Origin of the sequence: Collinsella sp. AM41-2BH, from assembly GCF_003468085.1 — a bacterium.
Taxonomy (GTDB): domain Bacteria; phylum Actinomycetota; class Coriobacteriia; order Coriobacteriales; family Coriobacteriaceae; genus Collinsella.
Genome location: NZ_QSGH01000001.1, coordinates 122,872 through 147,800 on the forward strand (window position 1 = coordinate 122,872; position 24,929 = coordinate 147,800).

At 61.7% G+C, this 24,929-nt stretch carries 19 protein-coding genes; 14 read left to right on the forward strand and 5 right to left on the reverse strand.

Annotation, left to right across the window (positions count from 1 at the left end; all coding sequences use genetic code 11):
* The first annotated feature begins 2 nt into the window (after positions 1–2).
* The 4 genes from DW899_RS00600 to DW899_RS00615 all read left to right on the forward strand — a co-directional run bounded on the left by DW899_RS00600 (position 3) and on the right by DW899_RS00615 (position 3,362).
* Positions 3–836, forward strand: a complete 834-nt coding sequence (locus DW899_RS00600; RefSeq protein ID WP_117563754.1) for a PTS system mannose/fructose/sorbose family transporter subunit IID — start codon at positions 3–5, stop codon at positions 834–836.
* 26 nt (positions 837–862) lie between these two features.
* Positions 863–1,261 (forward strand): PTS sugar transporter subunit IIA, encoded by a 399-nt coding sequence (locus DW899_RS00605; protein WP_117629220.1) that lies wholly within the window; start codon positions 863–865, stop codon positions 1,259–1,261.
* Positions 1,262–1,273: 12 nt separating this feature from the next.
* The gene (locus DW899_RS00610) at positions 1,274–2,398 is read left to right on the forward strand and encodes a glycoside hydrolase family 172 protein (RefSeq protein WP_172676343.1); all 1,125 of its coding nucleotides are present in this window, start codon (positions 1,274–1,276) and stop codon (positions 2,396–2,398) included.
* A gap of 79 nt (positions 2,399–2,477) precedes the next feature.
* Positions 2,478–3,362: an ROK family protein gene (locus tag DW899_RS00615; protein ID WP_199570234.1), complete on the forward strand. Its 885-nt coding sequence runs from the start codon at positions 2,478–2,480 to the stop codon at positions 3,360–3,362.
* Positions 3,363–3,478: 116 nt separating this feature from the next.
* On the opposite strand, the gene DW899_RS00620 is transcribed toward DW899_RS00615, so the two are convergent.
* The gene (locus DW899_RS00620; protein WP_117786163.1) at positions 3,479–3,715 is read right to left on the reverse strand and encodes a hypothetical protein; all 237 of its coding nucleotides are present in this window, start codon (positions 3,713–3,715) and stop codon (positions 3,479–3,481) included.
* 665 nt (positions 3,716–4,380) lie between these two features.
* Here DW899_RS00620 and DW899_RS00625 point away from each other — a divergent pair.
* Positions 4,381–5,460 carry a Gfo/Idh/MocA family protein gene (locus DW899_RS00625; RefSeq protein ID WP_117786164.1) on the forward strand — a complete coding sequence of 360 codons (1,080 nt, stop codon included), beginning with the start codon at positions 4,381–4,383 and terminating at the stop codon, positions 5,458–5,460.
* A gap of 3 nt (positions 5,461–5,463) precedes the next feature.
* A complete protein-coding gene (locus tag DW899_RS00630; RefSeq protein WP_117786165.1) occupies positions 5,464–6,210 on the forward strand; it encodes a DeoR/GlpR family DNA-binding transcription regulator in 747 nt (248 codons plus the stop codon).
* A gap of 399 nt (positions 6,211–6,609) precedes the next feature.
* Here DW899_RS00630 and DW899_RS00635 read toward each other — a convergent pair whose 3' ends face one another.
* Both DW899_RS00635 and DW899_RS00640 read right to left on the reverse strand, forming a co-directional pair.
* A complete protein-coding gene (locus tag DW899_RS00635) occupies positions 6,610–7,269 on the reverse strand; it encodes an RluA family pseudouridine synthase (protein WP_233539860.1) in 660 nt (219 codons plus the stop codon).
* Between the two features lie 15 nt (positions 7,270–7,284).
* Positions 7,285–9,777, reverse strand: coding sequence for a U32 family peptidase (locus DW899_RS00640; protein WP_117786167.1), 2,493 nt, complete (start codon positions 9,775–9,777; stop codon positions 7,285–7,287).
* 288 nt (positions 9,778–10,065) lie between these two features.
* Between DW899_RS00640 and DW899_RS00645 the strand changes: the two genes are divergently transcribed.
* Entirely contained in the window at positions 10,066–10,443 is a 378-nt protein-coding gene (locus DW899_RS00645) for a Rid family detoxifying hydrolase (RefSeq protein ID WP_117799719.1), read from the forward strand.
* 114 nt (positions 10,444–10,557) lie between these two features.
* Here the strand turns inward: DW899_RS00645 and DW899_RS00650 are convergent, their stop codons facing one another.
* Positions 10,558–11,214 (reverse strand): transcriptional regulator, encoded by a 657-nt coding sequence (locus tag DW899_RS00650; RefSeq protein WP_233509000.1) that lies wholly within the window; start codon positions 11,212–11,214, stop codon positions 10,558–10,560.
* Positions 11,215–11,564: 350 nt separating this feature from the next.
* On the opposite strand from DW899_RS00650, the gene DW899_RS00655 reads away from it, so the two are divergent.
* The 5 genes from DW899_RS00655 to xdh all read left to right on the forward strand — a co-directional run bounded on the left by DW899_RS00655 (position 11,565) and on the right by xdh (position 20,940).
* Positions 11,565–12,959 carry a uracil-xanthine permease family protein gene (locus tag DW899_RS00655; protein WP_055285183.1) on the forward strand — a complete coding sequence of 465 codons (1,395 nt, stop codon included), beginning with the start codon at positions 11,565–11,567 and terminating at the stop codon, positions 12,957–12,959.
* A 196-nt stretch (positions 12,960–13,155) separates the two neighbouring features.
* Positions 13,156–14,511 carry a putative aminohydrolase SsnA gene (gene ssnA, locus DW899_RS00660; protein WP_117773422.1) on the forward strand — a complete coding sequence of 452 codons (1,356 nt, stop codon included), beginning with the start codon at positions 13,156–13,158 and terminating at the stop codon, positions 14,509–14,511.
* Positions 14,512–14,659: 148 nt separating this feature from the next.
* Positions 14,660–17,659 carry a putative selenate reductase subunit YgfK gene (gene ygfK, locus DW899_RS00665; protein ID WP_117799720.1) on the forward strand — a complete coding sequence of 1,000 codons (3,000 nt, stop codon included), beginning with the start codon at positions 14,660–14,662 and terminating at the stop codon, positions 17,657–17,659.
* Between the two features lie 11 nt (positions 17,660–17,670).
* The gene (locus DW899_RS00670) at positions 17,671–18,150 is read left to right on the forward strand and encodes a 4Fe-4S binding protein (protein WP_117799721.1); all 480 of its coding nucleotides are present in this window, start codon (positions 17,671–17,673) and stop codon (positions 18,148–18,150) included.
* 12 nt (positions 18,151–18,162) lie between these two features.
* The gene (xdh, locus tag DW899_RS00675; protein ID WP_117583054.1) at positions 18,163–20,940 is read left to right on the forward strand and encodes a selenium-dependent xanthine dehydrogenase; all 2,778 of its coding nucleotides are present in this window, start codon (positions 18,163–18,165) and stop codon (positions 20,938–20,940) included.
* A 667-nt stretch (positions 20,941–21,607) separates the two neighbouring features.
* On the opposite strand, the gene DW899_RS00680 is transcribed toward xdh, so the two are convergent.
* On the reverse strand, positions 21,608–22,606 hold the full coding sequence (locus DW899_RS00680; RefSeq protein WP_117799722.1) for a hypothetical protein: 999 nt from the start codon (positions 22,604–22,606) through the stop codon (positions 21,608–21,610).
* 651 nt (positions 22,607–23,257) lie between these two features.
* On the opposite strand from DW899_RS00680, the gene DW899_RS00685 reads away from it, so the two are divergent.
* Complete coding sequence (locus DW899_RS00685) at positions 23,258–24,649, forward strand: ATP-binding protein (protein WP_117799723.1); 1,392 nt, start codon at positions 23,258–23,260, stop codon at positions 24,647–24,649.
* A gap of 70 nt (positions 24,650–24,719) precedes the next feature.
* A complete protein-coding gene (locus tag DW899_RS10500; RefSeq protein ID WP_158566534.1) occupies positions 24,720–24,896 on the forward strand; it encodes a hypothetical protein in 177 nt (58 codons plus the stop codon).
* Positions 24,897–24,929: the final 33 nt, after the last annotated feature.

Sequence of the window (24,929 nt, forward strand, 5' to 3'; positions counted from 1 at the left end):
CCATGGAAAACGAGAACATCACCGCCGTCGCCAAGGGCAAGCCCTCCGGCTACAAGGTCACCAAGAAGGACCTGCGCAACGCGAACTGGCGCTGGCTCATGAGCGTGTGCACCTTCAACTACCAGACCCAGCAGGGCGCCTCAGTCGCCTACGCCCTCTCGCCGGTCCTGAGGAAGATCTACACGAACGACGAGGACTATAAGCAAGCGCTCAACAACCACTTCCGCTACTACAACACCCAGCCTTGGCTCGCCGCCATCATCCTTGGCGCCTGCGTGGCCATGGAGGAGCGCGACGGCCTAGCGGCGGCGGACGCCGTCCAAGACCTGAAGATCGGCACCATGGGACCGCTCGCCGGCGTCGGCGACTCCCTGCTCATGACCATGATCCCGACCATCATGGGCTCCATCGCCGCCTACATGGCCATCGAGGGCAACCCCGTGGGAGCCGGCATCTGGTTCGCGCTCATCCTGGCCATCTTCTGGGTCCGCATGCACGCCCTCGAGTTCGGCTACAAGCAGGGCGTGAAGCTCGTCACCGACTTCAGCGAGAAGCTTCCCAACCTCACTGCCGCCGCCTCCGTGCTCGGCCTCACCGTGGTCGGCTGCCTCATCGCCTCGGTCATCGGCGTCACCTGCCCGATTAGCTTCAGCTTCGGCGACGTCGCGATGGAGATCCAGCCGCTGCTCGACAAGATCCTGCCTGCCATGATCCCCGCCGCCATCACGGGAAGCGCGTATTACCTTCTTACCAAGAAGAACGCGAGCATGACGGCCCTCATCCTCGTGGTGATTGTCCTCGCGATGGTCGCCTCCGCCGCCGGCATCCTCGCTTAGCTTCGACCCAAGAGATTGGTGAATCAATGAGAAAGATAGTTGTGGCGAGCCATTCCCTTCTCGCCCAGGGCTTCAAGGACACCCTCGAGTTCCTTACGGGTAAGGGCGACGCCGTCAACGCCGTGTGCGCCTACGTGAACGACAACGGCGAGGGGCTCGACGCGGCGGTCGAGGCGGCTCTTTCGGGCACTGACGAGGTCGTCGTCCTTACCGACGCGTTCGGCGGCAGCGTGAACCAGCGCTTCTCCCGCTTCGCCTCCGACCGGATCCACGTGATCGCGGGTGTCAACCTCCCGCTCGCCATGACGGTCGCGCTCGCGCGCCCCGACGAGAAGCTCGACTTCGATGCCCTCGTCAACGAGGCGCGCCAGCAGATCATCTACGTGAACGGTGTCAGTTCTGCCGAGTGCGACGACGACGAATAGAGGAGGTCGACGATGAGAGAGTTCCTTAAGGACGTGTGGATGCACGGCGGTGAGGAAAGCCGCGCCATCACCCCCGAGAACATCACGGGCGAGAAGGGCCGCGCCGCCATGTCGGCCAGCCACCTCGGCGTCGGCCGCAAGGGCTCGTGCTGCGTGCCCCTTGAGTCCGGCGAGACCATCACGCTCGCGGACATCGAGGGCCCCGGCATCATCCGCCACATCTGGATGACCGTCCCCGACAAGACCGCCGCCGGCAGCTTCGTCATGCGCGACCTCGTGCTGCGCTTCTACTGGGACGACGAGGAGACCCCCTCGGTCGAGTGCCCTGTCGGCGACTTCTTCTGTAACGGCTTCGGTGAGCGCGCCATTGTCAACTCAATGCCCATCTGCGTGAACCCGACGGGCGGCATGAACTGCTACTTCGAGATGCCCTTCAGGAAGCACGCCAAGGTCACGCTTACGAGCGAGCACCCCGGGTTCATTAAGTACATCTTCTACACGTTCAACTACGCGCTCACCGACGTGCCGGACGACGCCATGTACTTCCACGCTCGCTTTAACCGCGAGCGCAGCACCCGCAGGGGCGTCGACTACACCGTGCTCGACGGCGTGCGCGGCAAGGGCTACTACGTCGGCACCTACATGGCCCTGTGCGCCCTGGAGCGCTATTGGTGGGGCGAGGGCGAGATGAAGTTCTTCCTCGACGGCGACGAGGAGTTCCCCACGGTCACCTCGACGGGAGCCGAGGACTACTTCGGCGGTGCCTGGGCCTTTCTCGACAGGCCGCCCCACGCGCTGCCCGAGGCGCAGTGCTTCAACACGCTGTTCGCCGGCTACCCGTACCGCTCGACGCGCGACGCCACGCGCGACCGCTTCAGCGCGGGCAAGCCGAACCCGAACCCGATGCTCGCGACCAACGACGACGCGCTGCCCAGGCACGGTCTCTACAGGTGGCACCTTCCCGACCCGATCTCGTTCAAGGAGGACCTGCGCGTGACATTCCAGGACCTCGGCAACGACGACATCAAGCTCTACGAGCGCGAGGACGACATCTCCACCGTCGCCTACTGGTACCAAAGCGAGCCGCACGCCGTGCTCGCCCCGTTTGCCGCAAGGCAGGACCGCGTGCCCAGGTAGGGTCGCCTCGAAACATGCCAACGTTATGGGCGCCCGCGGTTGACCATGGCTGCGGGCGCCCCTTTGCAAGGAGGATCACATGAGCGAAAAGCAAATGAGGCTCGGCGCCCTCGAGGCCGGCGGGACCAAGATGGTCTGTGCCGTGGTGTCCGGCGACGGCGAGGTCCTCGACCGTATGGAGACCCCGACGCTTGCGCCCGCCGAGACCGTCCCGCAGATGATCGAGTGGTTCGCCGCCCGCGATGTGGACGCGTTGGGCATCGGCGCCTTCGGCCCGACCTGCGTCGACCCCGCCGACGAGCGCTACGGCTCCATCCTGCAGACCCCCAAGCTCGCGTGGCGAGGCTATGGTCTTCGCGCCGCGTTCGCCGACGCCCTCGGGATTCCGGTGGCCTACGACACGGACGTGAACGTTGCCTGCCTCGGCGAAGTGGTCTTCGGCTGCTGCAAGGGGCTCGAGGACGCCGTCTACGTGACCATCGGCACCGGTGTGGGCGCGGGCGTCATGTGCGCGGGCAGGCTCCTTCACGGCATGCTGCACCCCGAGGCCGGCCACATGCTGGTAAGGACCCGTCCCACCGAGGAGGGACGCTGCGTCTGCCCGAGCCACGCGAACTGTCTCGAGGGCCTCGCCTCCGGCCCCGCCATCGCCGCGCGCTGGGGAAAGCCCGCGGCCGAGCTCGCGGACAACGATGAGCTGTGGGCGCTCGAGGGGGATTATCTGGGGCAGATGTGCGCGAACCTCGTGCTCATGTACTCGCCTCGCCGCATCGTCCTCGGCGGCGGCGTGATGCACCAGGAGCAGCTCTACGGCATCGTCCGCAAGAAGACCCTCGAATATCTGGGTGGCTACATCCAGACCGCCGAGCTTAAGGACATGGAGAGCTACATCTGCGCCCCGGGCTGCGGCGGCGACCAAGGAATCCTCGGCGCGGCCGAGCTGGCAAGAAGGGCGCTCGCGTAACTTGCGCTCTCTCCGCCATACAACGCGTTAAGAAAAGACGAGCGCTTCTTGCCAATTGAGCGGCAAGAAGCGCTCGTCTTTTGCATTTGTTTTTGGGGCAGGACGCCCCGCCTCCGCTAGAGTCCCTGGACCGCCACACCCACGAGGTTTGGACCGGTGTGGACAAGAAACGCGGGGCTGATGTCGGAGCGGACGACCTCCACCGCGTTGGCCACGCGCTCGCACAGGGCCTGCTCCATGCGGTCGTAGAGGTCGGCGTGGGCCGAGGTGCAGCTCGCGGCAAAGCGCACCTTGGGGTGCTTCTCGACGATGGCGGCGATGAGCTTGATCTCGGTGCGATGCGGTGCTTGCACAGCCATTTCGTGTGCGCGAGGCTGTTGGCTTTCTGGGCCACAGCAATCACCTTCCCCCTAGCATGATGACCTGAACAATCCTCATGCTAGGGGGAAGGTTTTTGTCGCGTAGCGGAAATTGGCCTCCACCCGCTGAGCGGGTGGCTTTCTATGCCGCGCGTGCCGTGCGGCACGGACTAAAGTCCATGAATAAAAACGAGGAAGGCCACGTCCGGCCTCCCTCGCAAAGAGTCTCTGATTGCTCCCACTCATTGGGGACAGACTTACATGAGTGATTGCACTTATTGGGGACAGACTTAAATGAGCGCTCTTGAAATGCCGGCGCCTGGGGACGTTCTTTTTCTGTCTGCAGTTTGGGACGTTCCTTTTCTGTCGGCAGTTTGGGACGGTCCTTAGAGCTGCAGCGCGCCATGAGCGACGAGGCGAAGCGGATCATCCTGTCTTTCGAGTTCTAAGCAGAATTCCCCGTCTCTGAGTAATGATTAGTGCGCATTTGTGCGTATTTGTGTGCGTAGGATTGCGTGGCTATGCGTGTATAAGCGCCGTCTGCGGCTGTATTTTGACCATTTAGCGGTTATATACGCAAAAGTACGCACATACGCGCTAATTTGTGCGAATATAGAGACGGCAGAAATGTTAGACGCTCCATGACCCAGGAGGCACATATGGCAGATTCCAAGCAGGCTCCACTCGACGCCGCGGCAGCCGCCAAAGCAGCATTCGCTTCGGTTCAGGACATGCCGTTCCCTAACGACATCTTTACGGCACCCGAGCTTCGCTGGGCTGTAATCGGTTGCGGCGTTATCGCCAACCAAATGGCCCAGTCCCTCGCTCTGGCCGGTCGCAAGCTCGCGGGTGTCGCCAACCGTACGCTGTCCAAGGCTCAGGCTTTTGCCGAGCAGTATGGTGTCGAGAAGGTGTATGAGACGGTTGAGGACCTCTACGCCGATCCGGACATCGATGCCGTCTATATCACCACGCCGCACAACACGCATATTACCTATCTGCGTGCCGCGCTGGCCGCCGGCAAGCACGTGCTCTGCGAGAAGGCCATTACCCTCAACTCTGCCGAGCTCGACGAGGCCCGCGCCATCGCCGATGATCACAACGTGGTCCTTATGGATGCCACCACGGTGCTTCACATGCCGCTGTATCAGGAGCTGCGCCGTCGCATGGATGCGGGCGACTTTGGCCGCATGAACCTCGTTCAGCTCAACTTTGGCAGCTATAAGGAGTACGGCGACCTGACTAACCGCTTCTACAACCGCAGTCTTGCCGGCGGCGCCATGCTCGATATCGGCGTGTATGCGCTCTCCGTCATGCGCCTGTTTATGGCCAGCCAACCCGTCGAGGTCGTGTCTCTGGGCAATACCTGCGAGACTGGTGTTGACGTCGCGGGTGGCATTGTCTGCCGTAATGCCGAGCAGCAGCTGGGCGTCGTGAGCCTTACGCTCCACTCCAAGCAGCCAAAGCGCTCGGTTATCAGCTTTGACAATTGCTATGTCGAGGTCAACGAGTATCCGCGCGCCGATCACGCGACGATCGTGTGGACCGCGGACGGTCATCGCGAGGAGGTCGCCGCGGGCACCGAGGCCTATGCCCTGTGCTACGAGATGGCTGACCTGGAGAAGGCCGTCGCCGGCGACGATTCCAAGCGTGAGCTTCTGGATTATGCTTCTGATGTGATGGAGCTCATGACCAAGCTCCGCGCCGATTGGGGAGTCGTGTACCCCGAGGAGGAGTAAGCGATGCTTGCGGAAGATAGGCTCAACGCGATCGTGTCGATGGTGCAGCGGACCGGCTCGGTTACCGTGCCGGAGCTTGCCGAGGCCCTGGGCGTGACACCGTCCACCATTCGCCGTGACTTGCAAACGCTCGACCGCGCGCACCGTATCGCCAAGGTGCACGGAGGCGCGACGAGTCTTGAGCGCGCGCACGTGACGCGTGACCTGACGATCAGCGAGCGCAGTGATCTCCATAACGATGACAAGGAGCGCATCTGCGCCCGTGCCGCGGCCCTGGTGGAGCTCGATAGCTTTGTGTATATCGATTCGGGCTCCACGACCCTCAAGCTCATCGAGCATCTTCCGCATCTCGACGGCGTCACCTATGTGACCGATTCTGTGCTCCATGCCCAGCATCTCGCCCTGCGCGGTATGCGCGCCGTTGTGCTGGGTGGTGAGCTCAAGCCCGAGACCGAGGCGCTCGTCGGTCCCGATGCCTTGGCAACCCTGGACCGCTATAACTTCAACTGCGGCTTTTGGGGTTCCAATGGCATCGCCGCCGAGCAAGGTCTCACCACGCCGGATATCGAGGAAGCGCAGGTCAAGCGTATCTCGATGCGTCATACCGCCAAACGCTTCGTAATCTCGGACGCCAGTAAATTTGGCATGGTGGCGCCCGTCAAGTTCGCGGACTTCCGCGATGCAACGATTATTACCGCAGGCGAGGTGCCCGCCAAGTACCGGGCAATGGACAACGTCATCACGGTCTAGCAGTGGGGCAAGGTCAAAACCATTCAGTTTTCTCAATAGAAAAGCGGCAACGTCCATTACGGGCGTTGCCGCTTTTGTTGTCTACCGGTTTGTCTAAGTCTGTAACAACTGGACCGTTAAAAGTGGGCTAGATGTTACAGATTGAGATACTTCCGAACCGCGCCGTCCCTTTGTCTCGATCTGTAACAGCTGGGACCGATTTTGCCGAGTTATTGTTACAGATTGAGATTTTCTCTTGCGGGGGATTCGAATGTCTCGATCTGTAACAGATAGACCGGAAAATGGGTTCTAACTGTTACAGATCGAGACGTTTTGGCGCCACGGCTGAGCCATCGTGGTGGTTTTGACGTTTGCCCAGATAAAACCTGCCAAAATAAACCTGTCCCTATTTGGCAGGTTTTAGGGTTCCCAGGGGCAGGGGGCTTCGATGTGGATGTGCTCGCCGGTTACGGGATGCGTAAAGGACACACTGTGGGCGTGGAGCATGAGGCCGCAAGGACGCGGCGTGCCGTACAGGTCGTCGCCAACCAGGGGATGACGCTCGCTCGCCAGATGCACGCGGATTTGGTGCTTGCGGCCGGTGAGCAGCTCGACATCGATATACGAACGCGCGGGCAGGCCTCGACGGCTCTTAAGGCGCTTGAGCACCTTCACGCGCGTCTGCGACGGCTTGCCACTGGCACCGACGCGCATCTTGCGGCTGTCGTGGCGGTCGCGGGCGATGGGCTTGTCGATGAGCTTTTCGTTCCAGTCGATCTTGCCCTCGGCGAGTGCCAGGTAGTGCTTTTCGAAAGCGTGGTCGATGACCATCTGGTCAAAGGCGGGCTGCGTCTGCTTGTCGAGCGAAAATAACACCACGCCGGTGGTGTCGCGGTCAAGGCGGTTGAGCGGCTGCATATCGGTCGCGGCAAAGCCGTCGCCCATCGCCAGCAGCAGATCGCTGGCGTAGTCGGTAAGCGTGCGCTCGCCGGTGCCGTCACCGTGGACGATCATGCCGGCGGGCTTGTCGATGGCCATGAGCCAGGCGTCGCAGTAGAGGACTTGAGGTTCTTCGTTCACGTGTAAGCCTTTCGGTCAGCTGATTCCCACAAACATGCAGCCCGAGGTCGCCCCGCGTAGGCGGGCGGCGGGCTTGCGGCCGGCCTGCGCGGCCTCGACGGCGCGACGGACGCGGGCGACGGCACGGCCAATCTCATCGGCCTCGAGCAGCGTGCCGTCCACCATAAGACGACGCACGCCGGCATCGAGCAGCTGTGGTACCTGCGGCGTAAGGTCGATGGGGTAGGCGTCGTACAAGCGAGAGCGGCCATGGATGTCGGTGCGGACGGGCATGACCTTTCCGTCGATATTCTTGAGCGAGAGCTTGCGGGCACGCAGACGGCAGTTGGCACAATCGTGGATGCAGCCGTTGGCAACCTGCAGAATGCAATGCTCGCTTGTCATGACGCGCGGGCGGCCAAAGACGGTGATGCCCAGAGCCGCGGGCGCGGCGGCGCCGAGCGAGACAATCTCGTCGAGCGTGATCTCGGGCGAGAGACAAAACGCACCGGCTCCGCGCTCGGCAAGCGCTTCCATGCAGGGCGTGTTGTGAACCGGCAGGCAAGAGCGGACCTCCGCCGTGGCACCAACTTGGGCGGCCAGAGCAAGCTCGGAGATATTGCCGACGGCGACGGTGGCTCCGGCATTGATCCAGGGATCGACGCGCTCGTGGTCGGCGGCGCGGCAGACCTCGTCGAGTACGGGCACGATACCCTGCTCAAATGCATCGGCAGGGGAGAGCTCGGCCGCATCGAGTGCGTCGGTGGTCATGTAGATGCGCGTGGCGCCCTCGGCACGAGCGGCCTCGGCGGCGTCGAGCGACGTGACGGTGGCGCAGATCTGCGGCTCATCGCGGTAGTGCTCGGGCATGGAGCGCGTACATTTGTCGAGCACCGGCAACTCGAGCGTTTTCGCGCGCTCCTCGTAGGGTGCCAGAATGGCCTCTTCCAGCGCCTTGCAAGCGGCGGCGCGCACCTTATGCACGGCGGAGAAGCCCATGCCGCAGCCGGCGTCGAGCGAAACGTCAAAGCTCGCTGCCTCAAAGGGCGAGGAGCCCATGCGGCCCACATGCTCAACCAGGTCTGCCGCCTCGACGGCGCGGGTCTTGGCGGCCTCGACGGTGAAGCCCGTGGCGGTGGCGGTGAGCGCGGGGCTGTCACAGCAGGTGAGTGTGACGGTAAACGGCTCGCCCAGGCGCGCCACGACGGACACATCAACAGCTCGGCGGCGCAGCACGTCGCGCTTGAGCGCGGCGCCGGCGGCGTCGATGGCGCGCTGGCTGCGGATGATGCGCACGCGGCAGCCCTCGGGCATGCTGCGGGGCACGCGACATTCGATGATGTCACCGGCGGCGGCATCATCGGCGGCAATAGTGGTTAGGAACTGGTCAAACTCGTTATCGTGGCGAAGCTCCAGCAGATCGCCCTTGCCCACGGGCTCAAACAGCTCAATGCGGGCGATGGCGGCGCGGCGACGGCGGTCGTCGGGCTTGAGGCCGCGCACATCGCGGTTGGCCGGGCGGCTGCCCAGCACCGTGCCCACGATCTGGCCGCGGTTGTTGGAACGCTCATAGCTCATCATCTCGTCGCCCGAGGTGCCGTCCTGATAGGCGTGCGTAAAGTCGCGGTTAAAGCAGCGCTTGAGTTGACGCTGGCGAGCGGCGTCCTCGTGCTTATCAACGGCGACCCCGGCCAGCATGTCATCGATTTGATGACGATACACATCGACGATGGAGTACACGTAATCGGGCGCCTTCATGCGGCCCTCGAGCTTGAGCGATGCGGCGCCGGCGTCATACAGACGGCGAACGAGCTGCGAAGTGTTGGTGTCGCGCGGGCATAGAGCGCGCTCGCGTCCGGCAGGGGAGAGCGTACGTCCGTTCTCGTCGATCAGCTCGTAGGGCAGGCGGCAGGGCTGGGCGCACATGCCGCGGTTGGCCGATCGCCCCGCCATGGCAAAGCTCGAAAGCAGGCACAGGCCCGAGTAGCAAAAGCAGATGGCGCCGTGGCTAAAGACCTCAAGGTCCACATCGGGCGCGGCATCGTGAATGGTGGCAATTTCGTCGATGGAAAGCTCGCGCGAGAGAGTCACGCGGTCGGCGCCCTGCTCGCGGCACCAAAGGGTTCCGCGGTCGTCGTGGATGTTTGCTTGGGTTGAGATGTGCGTCTCGATGCCGGGCATCGTGCGCTTGACCTCAAAGAACAGGCCCCAGTCCTGGATGATGAAGGCGTCGGCGCCCAACGTGGAGCAGCGGTGGATGAGTTGCAACGCATCGCCCATCTCGGACTGCTTGATGACGATGTTGACCGTGACGTAGACGCGCGACCCGGCTAGATGCGCGGCGCGGCAGGCTTGCTCAAAGGCCTCGTCGGTAAAGTTGGTGGCCTTGCGGCGGGCGTTGAAGCTGCCCATACCGCAGTAGATGGCGTCTGCCCCGGCGGCGAGTGCGGCGGCAAAGGGCTCGGGCCCTCCGGCGGGCGCTAAAAGCTCGGGTCTGCGGTTGGTGGTTCGACTGGCGGTTGCGGTCATATCCTGCCTTTCAAAATGCTCAGATACTCAAAAGTATAGTGGTGCTGTTGCGGCGGACGAGCCCTGTGGCCCAAGCAGGATAAAGTCTTCAGGCAGGTCGCCGGTCGTGCCGTTCAGCGGCCGACAGACGCCGTTGGGCGATAAAAGATTCTCGCAACGTGATAATAATCTTGCATCGCGCGGAAACCTTGAGTACTATCCCAATCAAGCGCGGTGTTCAGACCGAACTGTGCCTCCCGGTGTGAACGCCGCGCTCACGCTTTCTCAACTGATCGTAAGGAGAAAAACATGAGCGAGACCGTCGTGTCTTCCGATAACGCACCTGCAGCCATCGGCCCGTATTCCCCCGGCATCCAGACCGGCAACATGGTGTTCCTGTCCGGCCAGCTGGGCATCGACCCCGCAACCGGCAAGATGCCCGAGGGCGTCGAAGCCCAGGCTAAGCAGTCCCTTGCTAACGTCGAGGCCCTGCTGACCGCTGCCGGCGCCACCTTTGCCGATGTCGTCAAGACCACGGTCTACCTGGCCGACATCGCCGACTTCGCTGCCGTGAACGAGATTTATGCCTCCAAGTTCGAGGCTCCGTTCCCTGCGCGCAGCGCCTTCCAGGTTGCCGCCCTTCCGGCCGGCGGTCTGGTCGAGATCGAGGTCGTCGCCGCTCTCTAGGGCGTTGGCAACAACTAAACATGGCATGCAAAAAGACCCTGCGGTGCGAGCTGCAGGGTCTTTTGTCAAGTGACAGATCGCATGTGGAGCCACCAAGGGCAGTCTTTTTGTTTGTTAGCCTTCCTTGCGAACTTTTTGCAGGTAGCGGTAGACGCTGGGCTCCGAGATGCCCAGCGCGGTGGCGGCGCAGGCCACGGCGCCCTTGAGCATGAACACCCCGTTGCCGTTGAGGTGGCGAATGACGTCCACGCGGTCGCTCTGGCCAAGCGACGCTACATCCAGCCCGCGCGCGCTCAGCAACTCGGCAATGCTGCGGTCGATGAGCTCCTGCGTAGATTCCGAAAGGCTTTCGACCTCGATAGGGGCGGGCTCCGTGCGCGTCGGCGCCGCGTCGAAGCACGCCATGAGCTGCTGCGCCATGGCGTTGATGGAGCGCACGGTCGAGAGGTCGGTGTTGACGCAAAGCATACCGACGATCTCGTCATTCTCGCGGATAAAGTACGTCGCTGACTCCAGCGTCTTGCCACCGGCGCCGCGCCCCTCGTAGCCCGTAATAAACGGCAGGTCGCGATACTTGGCGTCGTGCATGATCTTGAGTGCCAGGTCGGTGGCGGGACCGCCGACCTTGCGGCCACTCACGATGCCGTTGCGAATATCGACGATGGCGTGGTCGGGATCCGAGAAATCGTGCAGGACGATCTCGCTGTTCTTACCGAGTATCTGCTCCAGGAAATCGACCATCGGCAAAAAGCGACGTACGGTCTCGTTCACGGGCAACTCCTTTGGGTGAAATCGGAAGGTTCATAACAATTTTTTCTCATGGTAACACGCTACTCTTCATCTCGTATATCCGCAGGTACATTGCGTAATACAGACGAACGGTAGGAATTTGGCGGTAAACGGTTGACCAAAAGAAAAGTTAGATGTTATTTTGACCAGACACTTTCCTGACCTGCGGAAATGCATTATCTCAGCTGAAGAATAGTCTGATAACAAAAAATTATTATTGAGAATGAGAATCATCTTTAATACGATATGCAACGAAGGCACAACCTCAACCCCGCACTGCGTCACAATAGAGCGTTAGATGCGAAACAACTATTTCGAGGATTGGTGGTCAAATGACCCAGGAGACGGTTACGAACGGCACTGAAGCCCTGTTCACTCGTGAAGGCATGCCTCCCGTTAAGGAAATGATCCCGTGTGCCCTTCAGCACGTACTGGCTTCGTTTGCCGGTATCATCACCCCGGCTGTCATCATGGCCGGCGTCTACGGCTTTAATAGCCAGCAGAGCACCGACATCATTCAGGTTGCGCTCATTCTTTCGGCAATCGACACGGCCCTTCAGGCCTTCGCTCCCTTCCGCCGCATCGGCGGCGGCCTGCCCATCGTCATGGGCGTCTCGTTCGCGTTCCTGCCGGCCCTGCAGGCCATGGGTGCCTCGGGCTTTAGCTTTGGTGCGCTGCTGGGCGGCGAGATTGTCGGCGGTGCCGTCGCGGTCCTCTTTGGTCTGGCCTACAGCAAGATTAAGTGGCTGTTCCCGCCCGTCGTGACCGGTACGGTCATCTTCTCCATTGGCGTTTCGCTGTATCCCACGGCCGTCAAGTACATGGCCGGCGGCATGGGCACGCCGCTGTGGGGCACCCCGCAGGCCTGGTGCGTCGCTCTTATCACCTTCGCAGTGGTCTTTGCGCTCGCCAACTTTGGCAAGGGCACGCTCAAGCTGGGCTCCGTGTTCTTTGGCATGATCGTTGGCATGATCGTCTCCATCCCCTTCGGCATGATCGACTTCTCCAGCGTCGCCACCGCTCAGGTCTTCGCCCTTCCCAAGCTCATGCCCTACGCGCTCGAGTTTGATCCCGAGGTCTGCATTACCCTCGCCGTCGTGTTCCCCATGGTTGCCATCCAGGTTATCGGTGACGTCTCCGCCGCCTGCCTGGGCTCCATCGACCGTATGCCCACCGAGCGCGAGCTCTCCGGCGCTATCGTGTCCCAGGGCCTCACTTCTATGGTCGGCGGCCTGCTGGGCGGTCTTCCCACCAGCGCCCTTGGCCAGAACGTGGGCATCATCTGCTCCAACAAGGTCGTCAACAAGTGGGTCTTTGTGATCATCGCGGCCGTCTTTGCCATTGCCGGTCTGTTCCCGCAGCTCTCTGCCGTCCTTTCCGCTATCCCGCAGCCCGTCATCGGCGGCGCGACCGTCGGCGTCTTTGGCACCATCACCATGAATGGCGTGCGCATGTTCACCCGCGAGGGCCTCACGCAGCGCACTACCACCATCGTCGGCACCTCCGTCGTCTTTGGCCTGGGTATCTGGATGGCCAGCGGTTGCCTTGCCGGCGAGGGTATGCCCGCCTGGGTGTCCACCGTCATCGGCTCCAATGCCGTAACCCCCACCGCAATCATGGCCATTGTCCTTAATCTGATCCTTCCGCAGACGCCGGTCGTGGCTCAGCACATCGATGCCGCCAAGGACGCTGCCGTGGATCTGGTCTTGCCCGAGAGCAAGAAGTAACCAATTCGGTGCTATTCGTCGGCGGACGTATCGCCTCGTCCGCCGACGCCATGCGGCGATAGGCCGCACTTCAAAGGGCTTGCCCCTTTGGTGAAGCGTTGACGGGAGAGGGCCCGTTTCCGGTGTAGGCCGGCGCTTCGCACTTCCGCTATGTCAGAGGTGTCAAACCCCGCCTCTGATGTTGAAGGGAGCATTCATGCTTCTGGTCGCTAACGGTTCTGTCTTTACCCGCAATTCTCAGACCCCGTTCATTCCCAACGGTGCGGTCGCCATTGACGGAGATACGATCGTCGAAGTAGGCCCCGAGCGCGAGCTCAAGGCCAAGTACCCGGATGCCGAGTACGTCGACGCCCAGGGCAACCTCATCATGCCCGGACTCATCAACTGCCACACCCACATCTACTCGGGTCTGGCCCGCGGCCTTGCCATTAAGGGCTGCAACCCCACCAACTTCCTGGAGAATCTTGAGCAGCAGTGGTGGAAGATCGATGACAACCTGACGCTCGACGGCACCAAGGCCAGCGCCTATGCCACGATTCTTGACTCCATCCGCGATGGCGTCACAACGATCTTCGATCACCACGCGAGCTTCTGCGAGATCCCAGGCAGCCTCTTTACCATTAAGGATGCAGCTCAGGAGCTGGGCATGCGTTCGTGCCTGTGCTACGAGGTCTCCGACCGCCGCGGTCAGGAAAAATGCGACCAGGCCATTGCCGAGAACGCCGAGTTTGCCCAGTGGGCCGCCAAGGAGCGTCGCGATAACGACAACCACATGATCGCCGCCATGTTTGGCGGTCACGCCACCTTTACGCTTTCGGACGAGACCATGGACAAGATGGCCGAGGCCAACAACGGTCTGACCGGCTTCCACATCCATGTGTGCGAGGGCATGAATGACGTGTGGGACTCCCGCCTCAACCGCGGTGGCATCAGCCCCGTCGAGCGCCTGCTGCAGCACAACCTGCTGGGTCCCGACACCATGCTCGGCCACTGCATCCACGTGACGCCCGCCGAGATGGATATCGTCAAGGAGTCCGGCACCTGGCTGGTCAACAACCCCGAATCCAATATGGGCAACGCCGTGGGCTGCGCTCCCGTGCTCGAGTTCTTCCGCCGCGGCATCCCCGTGTGCATGGGCACCGACGCCTACACCCACGATATGCTCGAGAGCCTCAAGGTCTTCCTGATCATTCAGCGCCACAACGCCGCCATGCCCAACGTGGGCTGGTGCGAGGCCATGACCATGCTGTTCGAGAACAACGCCAAGATGGCGAGCAAGTACTTCGATCGCAAGCTCGGTGTGCTCGAGGCCGGTGCTGCCGCCGACGTCATCGTTATGGACTACAAGCCCTTTACGCCGCTGAGCGAGGAGAACATCGACGGCCACATGCTCTTTGGCATGATGGGCAAAAATTGCCGCACCACCATCATCAACGGCCGCGTCCTGTACAAGGATCGCGAGTTCGTTGGCATTGATGAGGACAAGATCAACGCGTGGACCATGGCCGAGTCCAAGAAGCTCTGGAGCACGCTCAACGATCGCGCCTACTAATTACAAGTAGATTTGCGCGCGTCAGATGTTTCGCCGCATCCGACGCGCGTATAGGCGACCTCCGCGGGGTCGCCGGCGCTGTGCTAGCGCTACACCGTATTTGCGCCCGCCGCGCGGTCTCGCCGGGCGTTACAGAGAGGAGCTCACTATGAGCGACATCATGAGGCCGATCCCGTTTTCGCAGCTGATGAACTGGATCATCGAGGAGCACAAGACTCAGGGCGCCGTCTTTGGCGTGCGCAAGATGGCCACGACCAACCAGGAGGGCGCGCTTCCCATTTTTGACGAGCGCATCGAGACTCCGTTTGGCCCGGCCGCCGGCCCCAATACACAGCTTGCCCAGAACATCGTGGCCTCTTATGTGGCCGGTTCTCGCTTCTTTGAGCTCAAGACCGTCCAGGTTATGGACGGCGAGGAGCTTTCCCGTTGCGTCAACAAGCCCTGCATTGTGGCGCAGGACGAGTGCTACAACTGCGAGTGGTCGACCGAGCTCGAGGTTCCGCAGGCCTTTGCCGAGTACGTGAAGGCATGGTTCGCCTGCCACCTGATCGCTCGCGAGTACGGCCTGGGTAGCCCGGACGGCTTTGTCTTCAATATGTCCGTGGGCTATGACCTGGAGGGCATCAAGAGCCCCAAGGTCGACGCCTACATCGAGGGCATGAAGGACGCCAGCGGATCTGACGTCTGGAACGAGTGTCGCACATGGGCGCTCGCCAATCTGGACCAGTTTGAGCATGTCGATGCCGCGTTTGTCGAGTCCATTCCGGCGCGCGTCTCCAACTCTATCACCGAGTCTACCCTGCACGGTTGCCCGCCAGCGGAGATCGAGCGCATCGCGACCTATCTGATCACCGAGAAGGGCCTCAACACCTACATCAAGTGCAACCCCACGCTGCTGGGCTATGAGTTTGCCCGCCAGCGTCTGAATGAGCTGGGCTTTGACTACATCGTCTTCGACGATACGCACTTCCGCGAGGACCTGCAGTGGGCCGACGCCGTGCCCATGTTCGAGCGCCTGATTGCCCTGTGCGCCGAGCGCGGCCTGGAGTTTGGCGTCAAGCTGACCAACACGTTCCCCGTCGACGTGACGAGGAACGAGCTGCCTTCTACCGAGATGTACATGTCCGGCCGTTCGCTGTTCTCGCTGACCATCGAGGCCGCCCGCCGCATTACCGAGCAGTTCGATGGCAAGCTGCGCATCAGCTACTCCGGCGGTGCCACGGTCTACAACATCCGCGCTCTGTACGATGCCGGTATTTGGCCCGTTACCCTGGCGACCGACGTGCTCAAGCCCGGTGGCTACGAGCGCTTTAGCCAGATGGCCGGCGAGTTTACCGACCTGGATGGCAAGCCGTTCGCGGGCGTCTCTCTCGAGGCCGTGACCGCGATCCAGACCGACTCGCTCACCAACCCGCTCTATAAGAAGCCGCTGCGCCCGCTGCCCGACCGCAAGGTCGCCGGCAAGAGCCCGCTTTCCGACTGCTTTACCACGCCGTGCCGCACGAGCTGCCCCATCCAGCAGGATATTCCCGCCTATCTGGCGGCTGTTGACGAGGGCCGTTACGAGGACGCACTCAACATCATCATCGAGCGCAACGCCCTGCCGTTCATTACCGGCACCATCTGCCCGCATCCCTGCGGCCGTGCCTGCGAGCGTGCGTTCTACGAGCCCGAAGGCGCCCAGATCCGCGCCAGCAAGCTCAAGGCCGCCCGCGAGGCCATGACCGCCGTGCTGCCCAAGCTGCGCGCCCAGGCCGTCGCCAACGACGGCGAGCGCAACGTTGCCGTTATCGGCGGCGGCCCGGCCGGTCTGGCGACGGCGTTCTTCCTGACGCGTGCCGGCGTGCCCGTCACCATCTTTGAGGCCCGCGACTCTCTTGGCGGCGTGGTCCGTCACGTAATCCCCGAGTTCCGTATCGCGAGCGACGATATCTCCCACGACGCCGAGCTCTGCCTGGCCTTTGGCGCCAAGGTGCAGCTCAACGCTCGCGTTGATTCCATTGACGAGCTCAAGGCCCAGGGCTTTACCGACGTGGTCGTGGCCACCGGTGCCTGGATGCCCGGCTCTGCGGGCTTGGGCGAGGGTGCCGAGCTCGATGTGCTGGAGTTCCTCGAGGCCGCCAAGAAGGGCGAGAAGCTCGAGCTGGGCGAGGACGTCGTGGTCATTGGCGCCGGCAACACCGCCATGGACGCGGCCCGCGTGGCCAAGCGCCTGGCTGGCGTGAAGAACGTGCGCCTGGTGTATCGCCGCACCAAGAAGCAGATGCCCGCCGACGAGGAAGAGCTCGATTTTGCTCTTGCCGACGGCGTTGAGTTCTGCGAGTTGCTGGCGCCCAAGGCACTCAACGGTGCCGTGCTGACCTGCGATGTTATGGAGCTTGGCGAGCCGGATGCAAGCGGCCGTCGCAGCCCCGTCGCCACGGGCGAGACCGTTGAGCTTCCCGCCACCACGGTGATCTGCGCCGTGGGCGAGGGCATCGATGCCAGCCTGTACGATGCCGCGGGCGTCGAGCACGACCGCCGCGGTCGTCTTGCCGCCACCTCCACCGGCGTAGAGGGCGTCTGGGCTGCGGGCGACTGCCGCCGCGGTCCTGCTACCGTGGTCGAGGCTATCGCCGACGCCGCCGAGGTCGCCCGTGCCATTGCCGGCGTGGACTTTAACAAGTACGCCGACTGCAACGAGCAGGCCGGTCGCGAGGACACCTGCTACGAGCGCAAGGGGTCGCTGTGCCGCGACAAGCGCAACTGCACCAAGACCCGCTGCCTGGGCTGCGGCTCGGTGTGCGAGGTCTGCTGCGACGTGTGCCCCAACCGCGCCAACGTGGCAATTAAGGTGCCGGGCCTGGCCAAGCATCAGGTGGTACATGTCGACGGCATGTGCAACGAGTGCGGCAACTGCGCCGTGTTCTGCCCCTACCAGGAGGGTCGTCCCTATAAGGACAAGCTCACCCTGTTCTGGAGCGAGCAGGACATGGAGAACTCCGAGAACGAGGGCTTCCTGGCTGTGGACGAGGACCACTTTAAAGTCCGCGTCGCCGGCACGGTCCGCACCGTCTCGGTCGATGCCGTCAACACCGGTCTTCCCGAGGCCGTCCGCCTGACCATCAGGGCCGTGCGCGACAACTATTCGTACCTTCTTAAGAAATAGGCGAGTCTCTTATGGCCAAATCCATTCAACATAACGTGGCCTACGTTGCCTGCGGAAGCGGCTGTGCCTCCGCAGGCGGCGACGCCCGCTGCAACGAAGGCTGCATTTGCTGTGGCGCCTGCGTCACGGCCTGCCCCCACGGCGCCATTGCGCTGGTTGATGGCATCGCCCGCGTGGACCGCTCCAGGTGCACGGGTTGTGGCCTGTGCGGCATGGCATGCCCGCAGCGCGTGATTGCCTTCGTCCCCGGCTACCAGAACATTCTGGTGCGCTGCAACAACACCGATAAGGGCGCCATTGCGCGCAAGGTCTGCGACACGAGCTGCATCGGTTGCGGCATGTGCGCCAAAAAGTGCCCTGCCGGCGCTATCCGCATCGAGGACAACTGTGCCCATATCGACGGCGCGGACTGCCTGTCGTGCGGCATGTGCGCCGTCGTTTGCCCGCATGGCGCCATCCACGACCGCACCGGCATCGCCGCCGGCGTGTAGAAGGGAATCACCATGGCACAGGAATTCACTTTTACCGTTAACGGTGTCGAGCGCACGACGACCCAAAACAAACCGCTGCTGCGCTACCTGCGCGACGACCTGCACATCCATTCCGCCAAGGACGGCTGCTCCGAGGGCGCGTGCGGTACCTGCACCATCCATGTGGACGGTGCGGCCGTCAAGGCGTGCGTGCTGACCACCGCCCTTGCCGCCGGTCGCAACATCGTGACCGTCGAGGGCCTGCCTCAGGACGTGCGCGAGGCCTTTGTGTACGCCTTTGGCGCCGTGGGCGCCGTGCAGTGCGGTTTTTGCATCCCCGGCATGGTCATGGCGGGTGCGGCGCTGATCGCCGAGGACCCCGAGCCCACCGAGGAGCAGATTAAGTACGCCATCCGCGGCAACGTCTGCCGCTGCACCGGCTACAAGAAGATTATCGAGGGCATTTCGCTGGCCGCTGCGGTGCTCCGCGGCGAAAAGCAGATCGACGAGGACTTGGAGCGCGGCGACGACTACGGCGTGGGCAAGCGCGCCTTCCGTATCGACGTGCGCAAGAAGGTGCTCGGCGAGGGCAAGTATCCCGATGACATCGACGAGCTCGATCAGCCGGGTCTGACCTACGCCAGCGCCGTGCGCTCCAAGTATCCGCGCGCCCGCGTGCTCTCCATCGATACCTCCAAGGCCGAGGCCCTGCCCGGTGTGGTGGGCATCTTGCGCGCCGAGGACGTGCCGGTCAACCAGGTCGGCCACCTTATCCAGGACTGGGATGTCATGATCGCCCAGGGCGATATCACCCGCTGCGTGGGTGACGCCATCGTGCTGGTGGTCGCCGAGGACGAAGCGACGCTCGAGAAGGCCAAGAAGCTCGTAAAGATCGATTACGAGCCGCTGGAGCCCGTGCGTAACATTGTCGAGGCCAGGGCTGCCGACGCCCCGCGCCTGCACGACAGCTTCTTTGCCTTTGGCAACACGGTGGAGCTCAAGGACAACGTGTGCCAGAGCCGCCATGTGACGCGCGGCGACGCCGCCAAGGCGCTGGCAGAGAGCGCGTTCACCGTGACACAGCGCTTTACCACGCCTTTTACCGAGCATGCCTTCTTGGAGCCCGAGTGCGCCGTTGCCTTCCCGTACAAGAACGGCGTCAAGGTGCAGTCGACCGACCAGGGTGCCTACGACACGCGCAAAGAGTGTGCCCACATGTTTGGCTGGGACAACGAGCCCGAGCGCGTGGTCGTCGAGACCATGCTCGTGGGCGGCGGCTTTGGCGGTAAGGAGGACGTTTCGATCCAGCACCTGGCCGCGCTTGCTGCCTATAAGCTCCAGCGTCCTGTGAAGTGCAAGCTCACGCGTGCCGAGTCGCTCGCGTTCCATCCCAAGCGCCATGCCATGGACGGCACCTTTACGCTGGGTTGCGACGCCGAAGGCAACTTTACCGGTCTGGACTGCGAGATCAACTTTGACACCGGCGCCTACGCGTCGCTGTGCGGCCCGGTGCTCGAGCGCGCCTGCACGCATGCCGTCGGCCCCTACAAGTACCAGAACACCGACATCCGCGGCTTTGGCTACTACACCAACAACCCGCCCGCCGGCGCGTACCGCGGCTTTGGCGTGTGCCAGTCCGAGTTTGCGCTCGAGAGCCTGATCGACCTGCTGGCCGAGAAGGTCGGTCTGGACCCGTGGGAGATTCGTTATAGAAACGCCATCGAGCCGGGCGAGGTTTTGCCCAACGGCCAGATTGCCGACTGCTCCACGGCGCTTAAGGAGACGCTGCTCGAGGTCAAAGATGCCTACTATGCGCATCCCGGACACGCCGGTATCGCCTGCGCCATGAAGAACGCCGGCGTGGGCGTGGGCCTGCCCGATGCCGGCCGCTGCAAGATTCGCGTCGAGAACGGCGTGGCCGTGGTCTATGCCGCCACGTCCGACATCGGCCAGGGCTGTAACACCGTCTTTTTGCAGGACGTTGCCGAGGCATGCGGCCTGCCGCTGAGCTGCATTGCCAACGGCGAGTGCTCCACCGAGAACGCTCCCGACTCCGGCACCACGTCTGGCTCGCGTCAGACGGTCGTGACCGGCGAGGCCGTGCGCGGTGCCGCCTTCCTGCTGCGCGATGCCATGGTTGGCATCGAGGCCGGCAAGCCTGCGCCTACCGCCCCGGTGAGCGCCCATGGTGACGGCGTCAAGATCGAGTACGACGACGGTCGCGCCTATCAGCTACGCACACAGGAACTCGTCGCCGGCCAGGGCATGCATCCTCAGGATCCCGCGGCCGCCATCAAGGCGCTCGAGGGATGCGAGTTTGGCTACGTGTATCTGGAGCCGACCGACAAACTGGGCGCCGACGTCCCCAATCCCAAGAGCCACATCTGCTACGGCTTTGCCACGCACGTGGTCATTCTGGACGATGACGGCCGCGTGAGCGAGGTCTATGCCGCGCACGATTCCGGCAAGGTGGTCAACCCCATCTCGATCCAAGGTCAGATTGAAGGCGGCGTGCTCATGGGTATGGGCTATGCGCTCACCGAGGACTGGCCGCTTAAGGACTGCGTACCCCAGGCAAGGTACGGCACGCTCGGGCTGTTCCGTGCGCCCGAGATTCCGGATATCCACGCCATCTACGTGGAGAAGGACGAACTGCTGCCCGTGGCATACGGCGGCAAGGGCATCGGCGAGATCGCAACGATCCCCACGGCGCCCGCCGTGCAGAATGCCTACCGCGCGTTTGACGGCAAGCTGCGTCCAAATCTGCCCATGGTGGATACGCCGTACAGCCGCGCTCGTCACCGCGGGTAGGGTAGAACGCGGACGCCCATTGCTGACGGGCTGTTCGCGCTCAACATCAACTGTATATGCTGCGCCTTTGGCCCCGGCTCCATCGCGAGCCGGGGCTTTTTGTTTGGAGCGCCTCCGCATGTGGAAGCTGCGTCCCGGAATCCAGCCTCGGAACGGGATGAACTTTCCCAACGGGGCCGCATGCGGAAACTGCGTCCCGGATTTGGCGCTCAGAATGGGATGCGCTTTCCCTTTGGAGCCCTCGGCGGAAATTACATCCCAGAATTGGCACTCAGAACGGGATGTGCTTTCCTTTTTGGGCCCTCGGCGGAAACTACGTCCCGGAATCCAGTCCCGGAGTGGGATGCGCTATCCGGATCGGCCCTCGACCGGAAGCTGTGTCCCGGAATCATGCCTCAGAATGGGATGCGTTTTCCGCTGGCCGGTCGTTTGGAAAGCGCATCCCAGTTTGAGTGTTTATTCTGGGATGCGGTTTCCGCTGAAGGACTCAACCGGAAAGCGTGTCCCGTTCTAGGCCTTGATTCCGGGACACGGTTTCCGCTAGGCATGCCATCTGGAAAGCGCATCCCGTTTTGAGCACTCAGTCTGGGACATGGTTTCCGCGGGAGCTTCCGACCGGAAAGCGTATCCCGGTTTGGTAGGCAGGCGGGCATAAGCTCAGCGGCCCCTACAGGTCTACCTCGTTGAGCCATGTCGGCAGCGCGGTCTGCCGGATGCCTGCCGTCTGCAGCTTTTTGGCGAGCATTCCTGCCGAGCGGACCTCGTTCATGGTAAAGCGCAGCAGAGGGTGACCGTAGAGCGATAGATGCGCCTCGCGCTGTCGTTCGGCGACGAGCGCCTCGGCAGTGGTGCGTCCGGCCAGCATGGTCTGGTCGGTATATTTGATGAGCCCGTCGAGCTCGCCCAGCGTGAGTTCCCGCGCCTGGCGCTCCCAGGCAAAATCCGTTCGCATGCTTTCGGTCGAATCGAAGGGGTCCGTCAACTCGTATTGAAGCCAGTCGGGCGCAAAGCCCGTCTCGATCATGACGGCTCGGGCGACCGATTCCCCGCCGCTCTCGGCGCGGGCGTCGGCATATCGAAGCGTTGTGAGGGCGGTGCGAATCGCGCGACCATTGCGGGCAGTCGCTCGTTGCTCAACGGCCTCCATCAGCTGTTCCCGTGCAAGGCCGAGCTTTAAAATCGCCGAATCGGCAATGGGCATGCCGTCGGCAAAACCAGTTTGCAGCAGGCAATCTGTGACCGTTTGGATTGGCGGCGTTACCGATATGCCGGCTCTGCGTATTGCTCCGGCCGGCTCAATCTGGTGCCGCTGAATATGTGCGCCCGGACGAGCCGACGGCTTTGTCGAGCTGCAAACATGCACGATGTTCAGGTGTCGCCACGAGACCTCGAGCCCCAGCAGACAGGCGGCCGAAAACGAGCAGAACGTCCAATCGGGGTGGATGATCGCAAGGGCGCGAATAATCTCGCAATGGCGTTGCGCTCGGTTGAGTTCATCCCAGCGCGTTTTTCGCGCGAACAGTCCCGGCATGGGCGAGACGACCGCGCTGCCGATGCGCCGAAGGAGCGCTTTTCGGATCGCCGCGCTCGGGGGAATCAGACAGCGCCTCTCTTGTTCGGCTTGAGTGAGCAGTTGGTCGATGAGTTGGTCATTGCAATGGGTCATGAGCTACCGCCTCCTTTTGGGTAGCAAAAACGTATCAGCCGCAACTTGCCGCTCAACTGACCAAAAGCTGACCAAAATCTAACCATGCAGGTAGATGGCCTGTTTTCGGCGACATTTTTACATCCGAATCGGTGGGCGGTAATCGGCGACCTTGAACGGTAGCTAGATATGAAACCTTGGTAAGTTTAGGGACGTGTACTTTTTTGAAAAAGAGCATTCTATCTGCTGTTTTGTGTTTCTGGATCGCATATTTGAAGGCATGTGATAAGGGCTGCGGATCGTCGTCTGTGTCGGCGGAAACCGTGACCCGGAATTGCCGCTCGGAATGGGGCGCGCTTTCCGGGACGCCCCTCAACCGGAAACTGCGTCCCAGACTTCGGCCCCAGAGTGGGATGTATTTTCCGGTAGAAGTTTCAGTGGAAACCGCATCCCAGAATTTAGGCTCAGAACGGGACGCGCTTACCTGATAGCATGCTTGGCGGAAGCTACGGCCCAGTATTTGGCTCCAGAACGGGATGCGTTTGCCGGGACGGTCCGCGTGCGGTGGTGTAACGTCCCTTTTGCGTGGCCCGCTTGTCGAATTACGTTATAGCTAGCTATATTATAGGAAGGTATAATATAGCTAGCTATAACGTAAAGGAAGGATAGCCTATGTTTATCGGAAGAACAGCGGAAATGTCCGAGCTCAATCGACTGTATGGCACGGGCTCCTTTGAGATGCCTGTGATTTACGGCCGCCGTCGCGTAGGTAAAACGCGCCTTATCACGGAGTTCATCCAAGGCAAGAAGGCTATTTACTTTCAAGCACGTCGTACCAATGCAGAGGCAAACCTGCACGGCTTTAGCCAGGCGATACTTGCAGGCTCGGTTGGTGCTGCAGGCGTGTCGTTTCGTAGTTTTGACGAGGCGTTCGATGCATTGGCCACCATGGCCCGCACGGAATGTTTGATTGTCGTGATTGACGAGTATCCCTATCTCGCCCAATCGAATCCCGAGATCAGCTCGTTGTTGCAAGATAAGATCGATCACTTGTACAAAAAGACCAAGCTCATGCTTATCCTGTGCGGGTCGTCTCTTTCGTTTATGGAAGAACAGGTGCTGGGCTACGAGAGCCCGCTATACGGTAGGCGTACGGCTCAGTTTAAGATCATGCCGCTCGATTTTACGACGACCCTCGGTCTGTGGCAGGGCATGGAGCGCGAAGATGCAGCGGTTTGCTACGGCATGACGGGCGGCATTCCCGCATATATCGAGAAAGTCGATCCTGCCGCACCGCTCAAGGACAACATCAAACGTCTTTTTCTTACTCCTACGGGCTATCTCTTTGAGGAGCCGAGCAACCTGCTAATGCAAGAGTGCCGCAATCCCGAGCAATATGATGCGATCGTGCAAGCAATTGCTCAGGGGCGCTCGAAGATCTCAGAGATTGCGAGCTCTACGGGAATTCCTGCGAGCAACGTAAAGAGCTATGTGGATAAGCTGGCGTCGCTTGGGATTGTCGAGCGCGAGCTGCCCCTAAACGAGACGAGCAATAAGCGAGCCGTGTATCTGCTGAGCGACCAGATGTTTAGGTTCTGGTACAAGTTTGTGCCGCAGAACATTGGGCTGATTCAAAACGATATGGCCGAGATGTCGTATAAGCGCATTGAGCCGCACGTATCGGATTACATGGGTACGGTCTTTGAGCTTATATGCAGACAATACGTGTACGAACTCGCGCGCGCGGGCCAGCTCGATGTGGTTCCGGCGATCGTCGGGCGCTGGTGGGGGACGGACAATCGCACACATACGCAGGAAGAAATCGACTTGATTGTTGACGATGGCGAGGGCGCTGCGCTGTTTGCGGAGTGCAAATGGCGTAACGAGTCGGTAGGCGAGGAAGTTCTGGAAAAGCTCGTATACCGAAGCGGGCTCTTTAGGCGGCAGCACAAAAGCTATGTGATCTTCTCGAAACGCGGCTTTACGCAGGGATGTCGAGATGCCGCGGCGAACAGGGGAGATACCAAGCTGATTTCGTTTGCTGAGATGTGCGAGCGGAGATAACCAAGCGCGCTCTGATGTGATGCTCGGAATGGGACGCGCTTTCCGGATCGCCCTTCAAGCGGAAGCTCATATGTTCAAGAAATGGGAGGCAGCTCATCGCGAGCCGGGGCCTTTTGTTTGGAGCGGAGGCAGCATCCCGGAATTCGGGCAATCCGGTGGTCAGGGGTTGAGCGAGCGTCGCGCTAAGGATGTCAAGCGTAAAACCTTCAATGAAAATAGCGTAAAAACTACATCTGTAATGGCGTAAAAACTACATTGTAAGTAGCGTAAAATCCGCATT